The following is a 16,906-nucleotide window of genomic DNA, read 5'->3' on the forward strand; positions in this document are numbered from 1 at the left end:
AGTGCGCAGCAGGGGGATGGAAACATGAGCATGCCGGCCAGTTATGTGCCGCAGATTTTGGTGATCGATGATGTGCCGGAAGACATCCGCTCGTTATTGACGCTGCTGCGCGCCCAACCCTGGCGCCTGTCGCTGGCGACCGATGCCCGGCAGGGCTATCAACGCGCCCTGGCACTGCGCCCCGACCTGATTCTGCTGGATGTGCGTATGCCGCAAATGGACGGCTTCACCCTTGGCCGTTTGCTGCGTGAGGCGCCGGCCACCCAGCGCGTGCCGATCATTTACCTGACGTCCGCCGGTTCGCTTGAAGAGCGTCTGGAGGGCTTGTCGCTGGGCGGTGTGGATTACGTGCTGAAGTCGTGCGAGCCGCAGGAAGTGCTGGCGCGTATGCGCATCCATCTGCAACTGGCCTGGCGCGAAACGGCGGTTATGCCCAGTCATTCACCGGCTGAATCCGCCTCGCCCGACGAACTGATTCTGCGCGCTGCCATGCGCCTGATTGGTCAAAGCCTTGACGAGTTGCCGTCCTTGGCCGACCTGGCGCGCAAAGTCGGCACCCATGACAAACGCCTGTCGACGATTTTCCGTGAGCACCTGGGCACCACCGTGTTCGCCTATGTGCGCGACGCGCGTATCCGCCGTGCGCAAGAGCTGTTGGCCGACAGCGCCATGAGCATGCAAGACATCGCCGAGTTGGTGGGTTTTCGCAGCGCCTGCAATTTCACCACTGCATTTCGTGAACGCCAGGGCATCACCCCCAGCCAATTCCGCCAGCAAATGCAGGATGCGGTGCCGGCTGCACAATGATCCGCTTGGTTGTTCTGCTCATCACGCTGTGCTGCTCGTCGCTGACGCTGGCCATGCCGCTGTGTGGCAGCGGCAAAACCGACCTGAGCGGCCACGTGCAACTGCTTGAAGACCCCAGCGCCGCCCTGACGCTGGAGCAGGTGCAAGCCAGCGACGCGTTTGTCACCCAGCAACGCTTGCCCGTGGTGCGCGAGTACGGCCGCACCGCGTATTGGCTGCGCCTGGCAATCCGCAACGACGGTGCAGAGGCTTGCCAGCGCTGGCTCACGGTCGGCAACCCGCGCTTGCATGATGTTCAGGTGTTCGTGCAGCGCGGCGCACAGGTGGCGGCCATGCGTGCTGGCAGCGCGTATCCGCTGGAGCAATGGCCGGTGGCGGATCGTCAGCCGCGTTTTCCCGTGGCGTTGGCAGCCGGCGAGCAGGGCACGGTGCTGGTTCGGGTGGCCGGCCCGTCGCTGTTTATTCTGGCGCCCACGCTATGGACCGACGACGCACTGCTTGAGCAGCGCCAGTCGGTGTACCTGGCCGACGGCGTGACCCTGGGCATCGTGCTGCTGATTGTGCCGTTCAGCCTGATTGTCGGCTGGATTCTCGGCTCGCGGCTGTTGCAAGCCCATGCCGGCGTGGTGTGTTTTTACTTGCTGCTTACCGCCGTCATCAACGGCTATCTGGTGGTGTGGCCGAGCTTGCTGCGCTGGTCGCTGGAGATCACCACGCTGATCAGCATTCTCTCGTTTATCTGCTTGCTCGGTTACGCGCGGTTATTGCTGGAGGTGCGCCGGCTGCCGGCGGTGTGGCGCCACCTGTTCAACCTGCTGCTGCTGGCTTACCTCGCCGGTTACGCCTGGGACTGGTTTGTGGCGCGGCCGGATGGGCGAATCTTCGTTGAGTGGGTAGTGCGCGTGGGCATCTATGCGCTACTGCCGGCCACGCTGTTCGCCGCTTGGCGCCAGGGCGTGCGGTTGCGCTGGATGGCCTACGCGGTGCCGGCGTTGTACACCGTGCAGTTTGTGGTGCGCTATGTGCTTTCGCTCAACGACGTGCTGCCCGGCCAATCGCGCGATGCGTTTCTCAGCCTGTCGTCCACGTTGCCCGGCGTGGTGCTGTTGGTGTGCACGCTGATCACCGAAGTGATCCTCAGCCGCCGCCGGGAAAACCGCGCGCTCACCGATCTCAACGTGCAGCGTCAGGCCGAGCACGAGCGCCTGGAAAGCACGGTGGAGCGCCGCACCCGCCAGCTGCGCGAATCGTTGCAAGCGCGCAGCTCGCTGATGGCGCGCATCAGCCATGACTTGCGCTCGCCCTTGGTGGGCATCATTGATTACGCGCGGCTGCTGCAGGGCGGCGAGTCGCGGGACTACCCGCGCAAAATCGAGCGCCACGCCCGCCAGCAACTGGAAATGATCGATGAGCTGCTGGAGTTCTCCCGCAGCGAGTTGCAGCAAATGGAACTGACCCTCGCGCCCGGTTACCTGTACGGCTTTCTGCGCGAGATCGAAGAGGAAGCGGCGTTCCTCGCCCAGCGCCAGGGCAACCGCTTCGCCTGCCACCTCGGCGATGACCTGCCGCCGCTGGTGCGTGCCGATTTCCAGCGCTTGCGCCAGGTGCTGATCAACCTGCTGAGCAATGCCGCCAAATTCACTCACGACGGCGATATTCGCTTCGAGGTCGAGTGCCTGCGAACGGAAGCCGGCAGCGCGGTGGTGCGCTTTGCCGTCACCGATACCGGCATCGGCATTCATCCCGACGAGCGCGAGCACTTGCTGCTGCCGTTTCGCCGTGGCCGCAATGCCGCGCAGTTCCAGGGCACCGGCCTCGGTCTTTCAATCGTCAGCCAACTGCTGCTGCACATGGGCGCGGAACTCAAGCTTGATGCGCCCGATGGCGTGGGCAGCCGCTTCACCTTTGACCTCAGCCTGGAGCTGGCGGCCGAAGATGAACTGGAAAGCGGCCTGCTCGACAGCCACGGCGGCACTGTCGATGGCGGCGAGCGGCGCATTCTTGTGGTCGACGACGTGGCCCATAACCGCGAAACCCTGTTCGATCTGCTCGCCGGCTACAACTTCGATGTGGATGTGGCCGCCGATGGCCCCAGCGTCCTGGAATGCCTTGCGAATGCGCCGTACTGCCTGTTGATCTGCGACCAGAACATGCCCGGCATGGACGGCTGGGCATTGCTCGCCGAGGTGCGTCAGCGTTACCCGCACTTGCCAGCCTTGCTGTATTCCGCATCCCCGGCCAGGCCGCCGGCTGGCGCGACCGAGCGTTTCGATGCGGTGTTGCTCAAGCCGGTGGGCAGTGGCGAGTTGCTGGCCTGCATCGAACGCTGGAGCTGTAGCAAACACGAGGCGCTGACCCGCTGATGCGCCGCTCCATACCCAGCGTGAAAACCTCTGCTGCACTCTTGGCTTTTCTGCTGCCGGGCGGCTTGCCTGTCGCCGAGGAAAAGCCTCAAGCGGTTGCCGTGAGCGAGCCGCTGCAACTGGAAGAGGTGCGGGTCAGCGCCCGCCACCGTGACGAACGCGCCGGCGATGTGCCGGTGGCCATGAACGTGCTCGACGGCGAGCGCCTCGACGCACAAGCGCTGCACGACATGGAAGCCATTCAACAGGCAGTGCCGGCCTTGCTGGTGTCTGTGCCCAACCAGCGCTACGCCAGTTACGGCATTCGCGGCTTGGGCTCCAGCGCTTATAACGATGGCCTGGAAGGCAGCGTCGGGGTGTTTCTCGATGGCGTGTACCTGGGCCGTGCCGGAATGTCGGTTTCCGAGCTGACCGACATTGAGCGCATCGAAGTGCTGCGCGGCCCGCAAGGCACGCTGTACGGCAAAAACACCACGGCTGGTGCGGTGAATGTGTTCAGCCGCGCGCCCACGTTCACCCCCGAAGGCAACGCCGAAATCACCTATGGCGAGCACGGCACCGAGCAGTATCGCGGCACGTTTTCCGGGCCGCTGGTGGACGGCGTGCTGGCCGGACGCCTGACTGCGTTTGACGTCAGTCGCGACGGCCTGATCGACAACCGCTACGACGGCCATGACCTCGCCAATCAAAATCGCCAAGGCGTTCGCGGCCAGTTGCTGTTCACCCCAACCGACACGTTCAGCGCGCGCCTGATCGGCGAATACGGTTGGCAAGACGAGCACAGCAACGTGTTCCTGCCCAGCCACTACAGCCAACAAACCTTGCAGCGCGCGGCGTACGTCGGTTACCGACCGCTGAAGGTCGACCCGTACAAACGCGAGGTGCAGCAAGACCAACGCAACAGCACGCAAACCCTGCAAAACGCCGTGACGCTGCAGCTTGACCAGCAGCTTGGAAACGGCGCCACGCTCACCAGCATCAGCGGCTACCGCGACTGGCGTTACAGCACTGACCTGGACGGCGACGGCGGTGGTCTGGACATCGCCAAGGTCGGCGCCGAACTCGACCACCACCAGTTCAGTCAGGAATTGCGCCTGAGCGATTCGCTCGGCGACACGCTGGAGTACGTGGTAGGCGCGTATTACCTGAAGCAACATTTCAACCGGCAGGTCGATGTTGGCTTCGGTGACGATGCCGCCGCGTTTTTCCTCGGCGACCGGCCGGAAGTGAAGCTGCTCGGCATTCGCCCCTCGATGATTCCCAAATCTTTGCTGGCGGGTTCGCGCCAGGCATTCGACGGTGAGCAAACCAGCGTCAGCCAGGCCGTGTTTGGTCAGTTCACCTGGCACGCCACCGAGCGCTTGGATATCACTCCGGGCTTGCGTTACAGCCGCGAGAAAAAACACGGCTGGTTGTCGCGCTCGGTGTCCGGTCTTGCGCCGTTGGGCAATGATCTGGTCTCGCGCATTGGCGGGCAGCTGTTGCGCGACACCACGTTGGGCAAGCCGTATGGCTATTACCGCGACGATGACATTGACGAGCACAACGTCTCCGGCCAACTGGCCCTCAGCTACCGCTTTACCGATGAGCTGCTGGGTTACGCCAGCGCCTCGCGCGGTTACAAAGCCGGTGGCATTAACCTGGAAGTGATTCAACCGGGCGCCCAGCCGACCTTTGATTCCGAGCGCGCCACGGCCTACGAGGTAGGACTGAAACGCAGCTTTTGGAACGAGCGCGCCTCGCTGGACCTGGCGCTGTACCAGACCGATGTCGATGACTACCAGGCGCTGTCGAACTCGGCGCCGGTCGACCAATTCTCGCCACCGATTCGCAACAACCTGATCAACGTCGGCCAGGTGCGCCTTCGCGGCGTGGAACTGGACGGCGCCCTGCGTGCCACCGAGCGTCTGGACCTGCGCCTGGGCGTGGCACTCAGCGACGCCCGTTACGCCGACTTCGACAACGCCCCGTGCAGCCCCGGTTCGCAGCAACTGACCTGTGATCGCAGCGGCGAGCGGCTATTCAACGCGCCGCGCTGGAGCGCCACAGCGGGGCTGGAATATCACCGACCATGGTTGCCCGGTTGGCAACACTATCTCGGCCTGGACTACAGCTTTCGCAGCAGCTACCAGGGCACGCTCGAAGGCGGGCCGGGCAGTGAGCTGCCCTCGCGCAGCCTCACCAACCTGCGCCTTGGCGTGCGTGAAAACGACGCCAGCTGGAGTGCCGAATTCTGGGTGCGCAACCTGTTCGACGAGCGTTACCTGACGGCGGTGTACGCCCAACTCGGCGCCGGCGATTATGGCGTGTTGGTGGGCGACCCACGCACCGCCGGCGTGACGCTGCGGACACGCTACTGAAAAAATGGTTCATGCCGCCGGTCGCCGCTGGGTTTGCCAAAGCGACTTTTGCCGTCCGCCCAGGCAAAAGCCGGTATGTGCCGGCGCCTGCTAAGCGAGCCCATGCGTAGCGGCGCTTCGCCCATTTCCTCCTGTGTTTTCCCTGCTCAACAGACCTTTGCCGGCGCGGACGGTCGTGCGTTTTTGCGCACCGTTCAGTTGCCGGTTCGCGGCTTGTTCGCGGGTCTGCGTTCGCCGATCTTCGCCGCACTTTTTTGACGCCACCGTAATGACCTTCAGGGCTGCGGCATCTGCCGCCCGGCTCTAGGAGCGTTTTGCTTTGCAAAGCGCAGAAGGCCCGTTTGGCACCATAGGGAGAGTCGCGTTGTGTCGGGTTTGATTCGCAGGAAGCGCTTGTACGGCGCCGTGTTGGCAACAGTCTGGGCAATGACCGGGGCGGCGCAGGCGGCCACCACCGATTTGAGCCTGACGCAATGTTTGACCAGCCCCAACCCCGGCATTCGCGGTGGCGTGGTCACCGTCGACCTGAACTACGAGAACGGCTCGTCGGCGGCTGCCAGCGGCGCGTCCATTCGTATTCCGTTGCCGGCCACCGCCAGCTATGTGCCGGGTTCGGCCTCGGCTGGCTGTACCCATGACGGCGCCACGCCTGGCGAAGTGACGTGCGCATTTCCAACGCTTGCCGGCGCGTCCAGCGGCACCGTGCGCTTGCAACTGCGCACCTCGGCGCCCACCGGCCCGAGCATCAGCAGCAACGCCGTATTCACCGCAGGCTCCGGCGACACCGACCCGAACCCGGCCAACAACCAGCAAACCTGCAGCGCCACCATCAACAATGGCGCCGACTTGTCGGCTGTGGTCACCGGCCCGGCCAGCGCTCCTGGCGGCAGCGACATCACCTGGACCGTCAACGGCGGCAACGCCGGCCCCGACGCCGCCACTAACCAGACCTTCACCACCACCTTGCCGGCCACGCTGACTTACCAGTCCGCCTCTGGCAGCGGCTGGGGCTGCGCCATCAACGGCCAAGTGGTGAGTTGCTTGCGGCCGCTGAGTCTGGCGTCCGGCGGTAACTACCCGCCACTGTCGATTGTCACGCGGCTGTCCAACTCGGTCACCAGCGGCAACGTGTCGGTAAGCGGCACCATTAGCTCCGCCACCGCCGACCCGAACGGCAACAACAACAGCAGCAGCGCCAGCGTCAGCGTCAGCCCCGGCGCCGATCTGCAAATCACCCAGGCCGTGCCGTCGCCGTCTCCCGTTGAACCGGGCGAAACCGTGACCTACGTGCTCACCGCCGTGAACGCCGGCCCGAGCCCGGCCACCGATGGCCTTAACGTCACCTTCCAACTGCCGGCCGGTTTCACCCCCGGTACCGCCACGCCAAGCGGGGCAGGGTGGGGCGCCTGCACCTGGAGCGGCCAACTGCTGACCTGCCCATTCGCGGGCAGCTACGCCAGCGGGCGCAGCAACACCATTACCGTAACGGCCACGGCGCCGAACGACGCCACGCCGACGTCTTACAGCGGCCCGAACGACAACCGCGCGGTGATCACCGGCGGCGCGGCCGGCCCGGTTGATCCGCTGCCGAGCAACAACACGGCCACCCGTCCGCTGCTGGTCAGCCCCGACAACGCTGTGGACTTGGCCTTCACCAAAACCAAAGCGCCGAACCCGGTGGCCATTGGCACCAACATGACCAGCACCTTGCGCGTGACCAACGTGCAGGGTCCGTACGCGGCGCAAACCGGCAGCGTGACGCTGACCGACGTGCTCAACGACAACCAGGAAACCTTCGTCAGCGCCAGCGGCCCCTGGAATTGCACCGCGCAACCGGGCGTGCCAAGCGCCGGCCGTACCTCGGTGGCCTGTACCAACACCGCGCCTATTCCTGTGCGCAACGCCGACAACAACCCGCTGGTGATCATCACCCGCGCCGAGCAGGCCGGCGTGTTGAGCAACTCCGCCACCATCGCCCACCCCGGCCAATGGAACAGCATCGGCGTGATCTCCGCCTCGGTGACCGCCACCGCTGCCACCGCTTCGGTGGACCTGGCCATTGCCAAGTCGGTGACCACGCCGTCCAACACCACCACGGCGCCGGGCAACCGCGTCACCTTGCTCAACACCGAAAACACGCTGACCTACAGCCTGGTGGTGCGCAACCTGGGCGACAGCAACAGCAACCCCATCGACGCCGTTGACCTGCAAGTGCGCGACCAACTGCCGGCCTACCGCACCGGCACGGTGGTGGGCACCGTCACTTCAGTGGTCAGCAACACCAACGGTTCGACCGCCACCTTTGCCTGCGCCGTAAACGGCAGCGGCCTGGTCAGCTGTGACCAGAACGGCGGCGTGCTGAAAACCGGCGACACCGTTACCGTCAGCATCCCCATGGCTCGCGCCCTTAACGACGGCGATTTCACCAACCAGGCCTCGGTGTATTCCACCAGCCAGGGCGACCCGAATCGCGGCAACAACGTGGCCTCGGTGGATGTGCGCATTCAGCCGATTGCCGACCTGAACATGGTGTCCAAAGTGGTCACGCCTACCACGCTGGAGGCGGGCACCAACGCTACCTACACCCTGACGTTCCGCAACGTCGGTCCAAGCACGGCGCAGAACGTGGTGGTCAAAGATGACTTCCTGATTGGCAACGGCGCGCCGGGCTTCACCTTTATTTCTGCCAGCGCCACGGGCGGTGGCACTTGCTCCGGTCTTACTGCCAACACCTCGTACAGCAACGCCGGCACGCAAACGCTTACGTGCAGCAACTTCACCTTGCCCTCGGGCGAGCAACGCACCATCAGCGTGGTGGTCCGCCCCAACTGGCAAAGCGGTTCGCAAGGCAGCGCCACGCTGACCAACCAGGCGCGCGTGTACAGCACCACCACCGCCGAAGACCTGAGCGGCGTAACCGGCGACATCGGCACCGACGCCTCGGTCACCCGTGGCACCCAGGGCAACTTCGCCACCGCCAGCCTGACCGTGAGTAACGCCGCGCTTAACGTGTTGATCGTCACCAACGACAACGCGCCAGCCGGTCCCGACCCGCTGGGTTTTGACCCCACCAGCGGCGGCAACAACGCCAACAACGACATCGACTACCTGGCGCGCATCACCAACCAGGGCCCGTCGCTGGCCACCGGTTTGCGCTTCAGCTACGCCATGACGCCACCGGCCGGCAAAACCATGCGCTTCAACGGCATCGCCACGGCAGCGGGCGGCGCCGACCTGGGCATCTGCGACCAAGTGGGCAGCAGCGTCACCGGCCCGGCGACGATGACCGTGAACTGCGTATTCACCGGCAGCGATGCGCAACTGACTACCGGCGCCAGCATTTCGCGCTACCTGACCTTCCGCGCCCTGACCATTCCGGACACCAGCGGCTACACCGTCAGCACCCGCGCCGAAGTGTTCACCAACGAAAACGACACCAACCCGGCCGACGACGCCGACACCGAAACCACCACCATCCGCGTGCGTTCCGACATCGCCATCACCGTGCCGAACCAAGGCCCGGTGGAAGTGCGCGAGCCGTTCAACTGGCGCTTCGAAGTGGACAACAACGGGCCGGGCACCTCCGGGCAAACCGACCTCAGCAGCACGCTGCCGTCGGAGATGGAATACATCAGCGGCTCGCCGGTGACCTGGACCAACACGGTGGATAACACCAGCGGCACCTGCACCGTCACCGGCCAGGCCCTGGCGTGCGATTTCGGCACCGTGACCGCCGGCGCCAAACCCATCGTCACCGCGCCCGTTCGCTTTATCAGCTACCCCACCGGCGGCACCGCGCAAACCTGCGCCACCGCCACCACCGACCAGATCGACCCGGTGTCGGGCAACAACGTCAGCGCTTGCGGCACCGTGCGGGTGATCAAGTCCAGCATCGCCGGCAGCGTGTTTGTCGACGGCAACAACGACGGCGCCTTTGGTGCCGGTGAAAACCCGATTCCCAACGCCGCCGTGCGCCTGACCGGTAACGACGCCTACGGCAACGCCGTGGACGTGACCGTACAAACCATCGCCAACGGCAGCTTCATTTTCGACAACTTGAACTCGGCGGACGCCGCTGGTTACACCGTCACCGAAGTGCTGCCCACCGGCTATTTCGACGGCCGCGACACCGTTGGCACCGCCGGCGGCACCCATGTGCAGACCGGCAGCACCGACGAAGTGCGCGCCATCGCCCTGGGCCGCGAAGAAGCCGCCACGGGTTACCTGTTCGGCGAATTGGTCAGCGCCAGCCTGGCCGGCCGCGTGTGCGTGGACGCTAATGACAACGGCATTTGCGAGGCGGGCGAGAAGGGCATTCAGGGCGTGAGCATCAGCCTGTCTGGCAACACCCTGAACGGCGTAGACGTGTGCACCGTGCAAACCACCTGCACCGTACAAACCGATGCCACCGGCGCGTACCTGTTCACCCTGCCGGCCAGCGACCCCAGCGGCTACACCCTGACTCAGCAAGCCAACAACAGCGCGCCGCTGAACGCCTTTGCCGATGGCCGCGAAAGCGCCGGCAGCCTGGGCGGCACCGCGACCAACAACCCCGGCGGCAGCGACCGCATCAGCGCCATTGTGGTGGCGCCCGATGAAGACGGCACCGCCTACGACTTCGCCGAAACCGGCTTCAGCCTGTCGGGCCTGGTGTACCTGGACAACAACGACAACGGCAGTCGCGAGCCGGACGAGCAGGGCATTCCCGGCGTCACCGTCACCCTCAGCGGCACCACCGCAGACGGCACCGCTATTTGCGGCACCCTGTTGCCCCTGAGCGCCTGCACCACCGTGACGGCGGCCGACGGCACCTACCGCTTCGACGGGTTGCCCAACGGCACCTACCGCGTCAACGAAACCCAACCTGCGGCCTATCAGGATGGTCGCGACACCGCCGGCAGCGGCGGTGGTGCACCTGGCGGCGTCGGCAGCGATGCCATCAGCGCCGTGCAAATCAACGGCGCCGATGTGGTCGGCTACCTGTTCGGCGAGCGCGACGGCGCAGCCACCAGTGCCAGCGTGTCGGGCAAGGTGTGGTTTGAATCGGTCAGCCGCGACGAGCAACAAAACGCCAACGAGCGTGGCCTTGAAGGCTGGCTGGTAGAGGCGCGCAACGCTGGCGGTCAGGTGCTCGCCACCGCGACCACAGCCAACGACGGCTCCTACCAACTCACCCTGTTGCCGGGCGCCTACAGCCTGTCGTTCTTCCACCCCGTGAGCCGTGCGCCGTATGGCACGCCGGTGGCGCAAGACCCGAACGGTGCGGTGAACGGCACGGTGAACCCGGCCACCCGCACCATCGATATCGTGGTGACGGGCGGCGCGCAGATCGTTGAACAGAACCTGCCGGTCGATCCGTCCGGCGTGGTCTACGACGCCGTGACCCGCGAACCGGTCGGCGGCGCCGTGGTGCGCATCATCGGCCCGAGCGGCTTCAACCCGGCCGTGCACCTGGTGGGCGGCAACGCCAGCGCCGTGCAGAGCACCGGCAGCGACGGCTTCTACCAGTTCTTCCTGACCCCGGCCGCACCGGCCGGCAACTACCAACTGGAAGTAACGCCACCGGCCGGCTACCTGCAACAGCCTTCGGCATTGATTCCACGCTGCCAGGCCACGCTGGTCGCCACCAACAACGGCGCACCGACGCTGGTACAAAACGGCGCCACGGCCCCCGGCCCGGGCATTCCTGCCCACAACCCGGCCGCATGCCCGGCCTCGGCCGCCGGCCTGCCGGTGGGCAGCGGCACCACCCAGTACTACCTGGCCTTCCGCCTGAGCGGCAGTTCCGATGACGTGATCAACAACCACATTCCGCTCGACCCGATTCTGGGCGGCGCCATTGTGATGACCAAGAACACGCCAAAAGTGAACGTCAGCCGTGGCGAGCTGGTGCCCTATGTGCTGACCGCACGTAACACCCTGTCCAGCGCGCTGGCCAATATCGCCATCGAAGACCAGATTCCGCCGGGCTTCAAATACATCAAAAACTCCGCACAAGTGGACGGCGTTCCGACTGAACCAGAAGTGGAAGGGCGACGCCTGCGCTGGCCGGCGCGCACCCTCAATGGCGGCCAGGTGGTCAGCATCAAGGTGCTGCTGGTGGTCGGTTCCGGCGTGGGCTTCAACGAATACGTGAACCAGACGTGGGCGCTGAACCTGTCGGCCAACGCGCGGGTATCCAACGTCGCCACCGCCAGCGTGCGCGTGGTGGCCGACCCGACGTTCGACTGCTCCGACCTGATCGGCAAAGTATTCGACGACAAAAACCGCAACGGCTACCAGGACGAAGGCGAGCCCGGCATTCCCGGCGTGCGCCTGGCCACGCCGAAAGGCTGGCTGATCACCACGGATGAGTACGGCCGTTACCACATCGCCTGCGCCGACGTGCCGAGCGAAATGCGTGGCAGCAACTTCATTTTGAAAGTGGACGAACGCACCCTGCCAACCGGCTACCGCATCACCACCGAAAACCCGCGCGTGGTGCGCATGACCCAGGGCCGTCTGGTGAAAGCCAACTTCGGCGCCAGCGTGCACCGCGTGGTGCGTCTGGACCTCAACAGCGAGGCCTTCGACGCCAACAACAAACTGACCGCCCAGTACCTGGCGCGGCTCGATGAAGTACTGCCATTGCTGTACGCACAGCCGTCGATTCTGCGTATCGCCTACCGCATGCCGGTAGACGGTGAAGTAAGCGATGCCCGTGCCCGTGTCGACTATGTGAAGGACTGGATCAAAGCCCATTGGGAGCCCCACGACTGCTGCTACGACCTGCAACTGGAGGAAGAAATCGTACCGGCGACTGATAGCGTGGAGGTGATCCGATGAGCATGCGTAAATTGTGGGTATGCGGCATCGCCGCCTTGACCCTGAACCCCTTGGCGCTGGCCGTGGCCGAGCAAGTGGATGGCAAGCAATGTGAACTGAACAAAGGCTGCGGCCTGCACGGGCCGCGCGGGGCGATGGAAGATGAATCGCTGCTGCAAAGCCGGCCGTTCACGCCGGGTGGCTTGCCGGCACTGCCGGCCAACGCCGAGCGCGAATTGCCGCGCGAGAAACTGATTCTCTGGCAACTCGACGGCGCCCTGGGCGACCGCGATCAGGTGGTAAACGTCAGCGACGAAACCGTTAGCGCGGTGGTGCTCCGTGAAGGCTTGCCGGTAGTGCGTTTCGCCTCGGGCCGTTCGGCGGTGCCGGAGCGTGACAGCGACGCCCTGCAAAAACACCTCGATCATCTGGTCGGCAAACGCAACCTGCGCGTGCGCCTGGTCGGCCACACCGACCCGCAGCAGTTGTCGCAACGCAGCCAGGCCATTTACCAGGACAACCAGGGCCTTGGCTTGCAGCGCGCCCGTGAAGTGGCCGAGGTCTTCCGCGAGCGCCTAAAGCTCAAACCCGAGCAGATTCAGCTCGACAGCCGGGGTGCCACTCAGCCGCTGATTACCGGCGACAGCCCGCAAGCCTGGACCTTGAACCGCCGTGTGGAAGTGGAAATCTGGTACGACGAAGCGCTCGTCAGCACGCCAGCCAAACCGCAAGCCTGCGCGCCGGGCAGCGTGGCACCGGCCGCGATGACGCCGTTTAGCATCAGCGTCGACGGCCAGCCGCAAGACGGCACCCAGCCCGGCAGCGCCGACACGCAGCGCTGCGTCGACGTGGCCCTGGCGCACGACCTGCTGCAAGTGCGCTTCGACAACCTGTCGGCCAAGCCGCGCCTGAACCTGGTGTCTGGCGCGCGGGTGGCGCGTATCGGCGAGCCGATGACCTTCAGCGGCTACAGCAACTACCTGCATTGGATCAAACGTGCCGAGGTGCGCATTCTCGGTAAGCGCCGTCTGTTCGGCGAACCGCAACTGCTGGAAACCGTTGTCCTCGACCCGCAACTGAACGGCACCTGGACGCCGCCGGAAGGCACGCCGGAGCAGGTGTATTACGAACTTCGCGTGTACGACGAGGAAGGGCGTTTCGACGAAACCAGCACCCAACTGCTATCGGTCAGCCGTGGCGAGTTGCCCAAGGAAAAACCCGAAGACGTGGCCGCCGACCTGTTGGCCGGCTACGGCGGCAACCGGTTGCAGCGCCACAACATTCCAGTGGCCGGCGGCACGGTGACGCTCAACGGCAAGCAGGTAAAAGACGGTCAGCACGTGTTCGTCATGGGCCGTCCGGTGCCGGTCGACAGCAACGGCACCTTTGCCAGCGCGCAAATCATTCCTCGCGGCCTGCACACCGTGGAAGTGGCCGTGCTCGATGACCAAGGCAAAGGCCGCATCTACCGCCGCGACCTGCGCCTGCCGCAAGACGACTGGTTCACCGTGGCCATCGCCGACTTCACCGTCGGCCAGCAAGACACCAGTGGCCCGGCCCGCGTGGTCACTCAGGAAGACCGCTACTACGACGACAAGCTCTACGCCGACGGCCGCCTGGCGTTCTACACCAAAGGCAAGGTGGACGATAAATACACCGTGACCGGCAGCGTCGACACCGGCGAAGCGCCCGCCGACAGCCTGTTCAGCAACTTCAACGACAAAGACCCGCGCGAATTCCTGCGCCGCATGACCTCTGACTCGGACAAAGGCTGGGCCACCTTCGGCGACGACTCGACCCTGATCGAAGACGCGCCGACCCGTGGCAAGTTCTACGTCAAGGTTGAGGACGAGAAGTCCCATGCCATGTGGGGCAACTTCCGTGAGCAGATTCGCGACACCGAACTGACCCAGATCGACCGCAGCCTCTACGGTGCGCAAGTGCGCTACCGCGACGACGCCTTCACCGCCTTTGGCGAACGCCGCGCGCAGATCGAAGGCTTCGCCGCCGAACCCGGCACCGCCTCTGCCCGTGAAGATTTCCGTGGCACCGGGGGTTCGCTGTACTACCTGCGCCATCAAGACCTCACCGAAGGCAGCGAGCGTGTACGCATCGAAGTGCGCGACAAAGACTCCGGCCTGGTGCTGCACAGCCAGGACCTGTCCGCCGGCATCGACTATGACGTGAACGCGCTGCAAGGCCGGGTAATTCTCACCCAGCCGCTGTCGGCCACCGCCGATGGCAGCACCTTGATCCGTTCCGGCGGCAGTTTGTCTGGCAACCCGGTGTTCCTGGTGGTCGGCTACGAATATTCGCCGGGCCTGGAACAGCTCGACGACCTGGCCTACGGCGGTCGCGCCGCCTACTGGGTGAACGACAACGTGCGCGTCGGCGTAACCGGGAGCATGCAGGAACAGACCGGCCGCGAAGACCAGACCCTCGGCGGCGGCGACCTGTTGCTGCGCCACAGCGAAGGCACCTGGCTGAAACTGGAATCGGCCCAAAGCGAAGGCGACAGCCTCGACCAGCGCTTCTCCTACGACGGCGGTTTCGGCTTTGGCCAGCAAGTGGCCGGCACCGACTCCCGCGCTCGCGCCAACCGCGTGGAGACCGCGTTCGACTTGAAAGACGTGGTTGACGACGCCGAAGGGCGCGGCACCTTCTACTTCGAAAACCGCGACGCCGGCTTCTCGGCACCCGGGCGTTTGTCCGAACTGGCCACCGATCAGGTGGGCGGTAGCTACACCGCGCCGCTGAACGAAAAAACCGAAGTGACGGTAAAAGCCGACGAAACCGAAGAAGACGGCGGCCGTTCGCGCCGCGCCGCCGAAGCGCAACTGGCCTACGACCTGAGCGACGCCTGGCGTCTGTCCGGCGGCCTGCGCAACGACCGGCAAACCTACGGCGGCGCCTACCGCAACCTGTACACCGGCACCTACGCCGGCTACGACAACGGCAACTACGACGAAGGCGAGCGCAACGACGCCTTGTTCCAAGCGCTATACCACGCCCAGGAAGACTGGTCGGTGTACGGCTTTGGCCAAGGCACCCTGACCCGCGACGGCACCCGTCAAGCCAACAACCGCCTCGGCGTTGGCGGCGACTACCGCCTGAACGAGCGCACGTCGCTGAACGGCGAATTGTCCGGTGGCAACCTCGGCCTGGGCGCCAAAGCGGGCGTGGGCTACGACGCCTCGGACCGCACCAACGTCTACCTCAACTACCAGCTCGACAGCGACCGCAGCGACGACGGTTTCGCCAGCCGCAGCGGCCTGGACAGCAGCGGCCGCACCGGTCAGTTCGTCTCCGGCGCCCGTTCGCGCTGGACCGACACAACCAGCGTCTACGCCGAACAGCGCGTGCAACACGGTGACCAGGCCGGCGTGATTCAAGGCTACGGCCTGGACTTCGCCCCCGACGACCACTGGAGCTACGGCGTAACCACCGAATTCGGCACCTTCAACGAAGAGACCGACTACGCCCTGAAACGCCGCGCCATTGGCGGCAAGGTGGGCTACAGCAACGGCGATTTGCGCTACGCCAGCCGTCTGGAATACCGCGAAGACAGCAGCGACGTGCAAGACCTCAGCGTGTGGCTGATGCGCAACAACATCAGCTACAAGGTCAACCCGGACTGGCGCTTTATCGGCAAGTTGGACTTCTCCGTCGGCAACTCCGACCGTGGCGACTACTTCAACGGCGACTTCGTCGAAGCGTCCCTGGGCTACGCCTACCGCCCGGTGTTCAACGACAAGCTCAACCTGCTGACCAAATACACCTACCTGGCCGACCTGCCGCCGCCGGATCAGGTGTCGACCGCCACCGGCACGTCCGTGGACTACGCCCAGCGCAGCCACGTATTCGCCATCGACGGCATCTACGACCTGACCGAACGCTGGAGCGTGGGCGGCAAATACGCCTACCGCCTGAGCGAACTGCGCATGAGCCGCGACACGTCTGCCGACTGGTTCGACAGCCGCGGGCAACTGGTTGCCGCGCGCGTGGACTGGCACGTCGTCAAGAAATGGGACCTGATGGCCGAAGTCCGCCGCCGCGACGAATTCGCCGCCGAAGACAGCCGCACCGGCATGCTGGTGGGCGTATACCGCCACTTCGGCAACCACTTCAAAGCCGGCGTGGGCTACAACTTCAGCGACTTCAGCGATGACCTGACCGACTTGTCCTATCGCAGCCAGGGCTGGTTCTTTAACGCCGTGGGGAAATATTGAGAACGGAGCAAAGCTGAAACGCGTTCGGCGATCAATCCCCTCGCCCGCAAGCGGGAGAGGGTGCCCGAAGGGCGGGAGAGGGGCCGTTGGGCTGCAACCGCAAAACCCTCACCCCCAGCCCCTCTCGCACCTAGCGGGCGGGGGGAGCAAAGCCGAGCGCTTCATCCTCATCGTCCCCAAAGCATCGCGATCCCGTGCCCGCCTAACGAAGAAGACCTTCCAACGGCGAACATAACCCGCCTTTTTTCCGCCCCGTCACACAGCCACTCCGGCCCCAGCCGGCAGCTACCACCGCTTGCGCGCCGTAGTTTTGCAGCCTTCCCACCGCTGCCGAACGAGACGC

At 65.0% G+C, this 16,906-nt stretch carries 5 protein-coding genes; all 5 read left to right on the top strand.

Annotated features, from left to right (window positions below; all coding sequences use genetic code 11):
* Positions 1–24 precede the first annotated feature (24 nt).
* The 5 genes from AC0IW7_RS11370 (at position 25) to AC0IW7_RS11390 (ending at position 16,563) form a co-directional block, all read left to right on the top strand.
* Positions 25–807 carry a response regulator transcription factor gene (locus AC0IW7_RS11370; RefSeq protein ID WP_471817973.1) on the top strand — a complete coding sequence of 261 codons (783 nt, stop codon included), beginning with the start codon at positions 25–27 and terminating at the stop codon, positions 805–807.
* Positions 804–3,170 carry a hybrid sensor histidine kinase/response regulator gene (locus AC0IW7_RS11375; RefSeq protein ID WP_471817975.1) on the top strand — a complete coding sequence of 789 codons (2,367 nt, stop codon included), beginning with the start codon at positions 804–806 and terminating at the stop codon, positions 3,168–3,170. Before AC0IW7_RS11370 ends, AC0IW7_RS11375 begins: the two co-directional genes overlap by 4 nt.
* Positions 3,170–5,530 carry a TonB-dependent receptor gene (locus AC0IW7_RS11380; protein WP_471817977.1) on the top strand — a complete coding sequence of 787 codons (2,361 nt, stop codon included), beginning with the start codon at positions 3,170–3,172 and terminating at the stop codon, positions 5,528–5,530. The genes AC0IW7_RS11375 and AC0IW7_RS11380 overlap by 1 nt, the downstream gene beginning before the upstream one ends.
* A gap of 366 nt (positions 5,531–5,896) precedes the next feature.
* On the top strand, positions 5,897–12,355 hold the full coding sequence (locus AC0IW7_RS11385) for an SdrD B-like domain-containing protein (protein WP_471817979.1): 6,459 nt from the start codon (positions 5,897–5,899) through the stop codon (positions 12,353–12,355).
* Positions 12,352–16,563: an OmpA family protein gene (locus AC0IW7_RS11390; protein WP_471817981.1), complete on the top strand. Its 4,212-nt coding sequence runs from the start codon at positions 12,352–12,354 to the stop codon at positions 16,561–16,563. The genes AC0IW7_RS11385 and AC0IW7_RS11390 overlap by 4 nt, the downstream gene beginning before the upstream one ends.
* The last annotated feature ends 343 nt before the right edge of the window (positions 16,564–16,906 follow it).

It is taken from the genome of Pseudomonas sp. AC229, from assembly GCF_979254655.1.

Excerpts from the sequence above, each read along its gene's own strand:
- AC0IW7_RS11370 (WP_471817973.1), top strand. The coding sequence starts at position 25 with ATGAGCATGCCGGCCAGTTATGTGCCGCAGATTTTGGTGATCGATGAT.
- AC0IW7_RS11375 (WP_471817975.1), top strand. The coding sequence starts at position 804 with ATGATCCGCTTGGTTGTTCTGCTCATCACGCTGTGCTGCTCGTCGCTG.
- AC0IW7_RS11380 (WP_471817977.1), top strand. The coding sequence starts at position 3,170 with ATGCGCCGCTCCATACCCAGCGTGAAAACCTCTGCTGCACTCTTGGCT.
- AC0IW7_RS11390 (WP_471817981.1), top strand. The coding sequence starts at position 12,352 with ATGAGCATGCGTAAATTGTGGGTATGCGGCATCGCCGCCTTGACCCTG.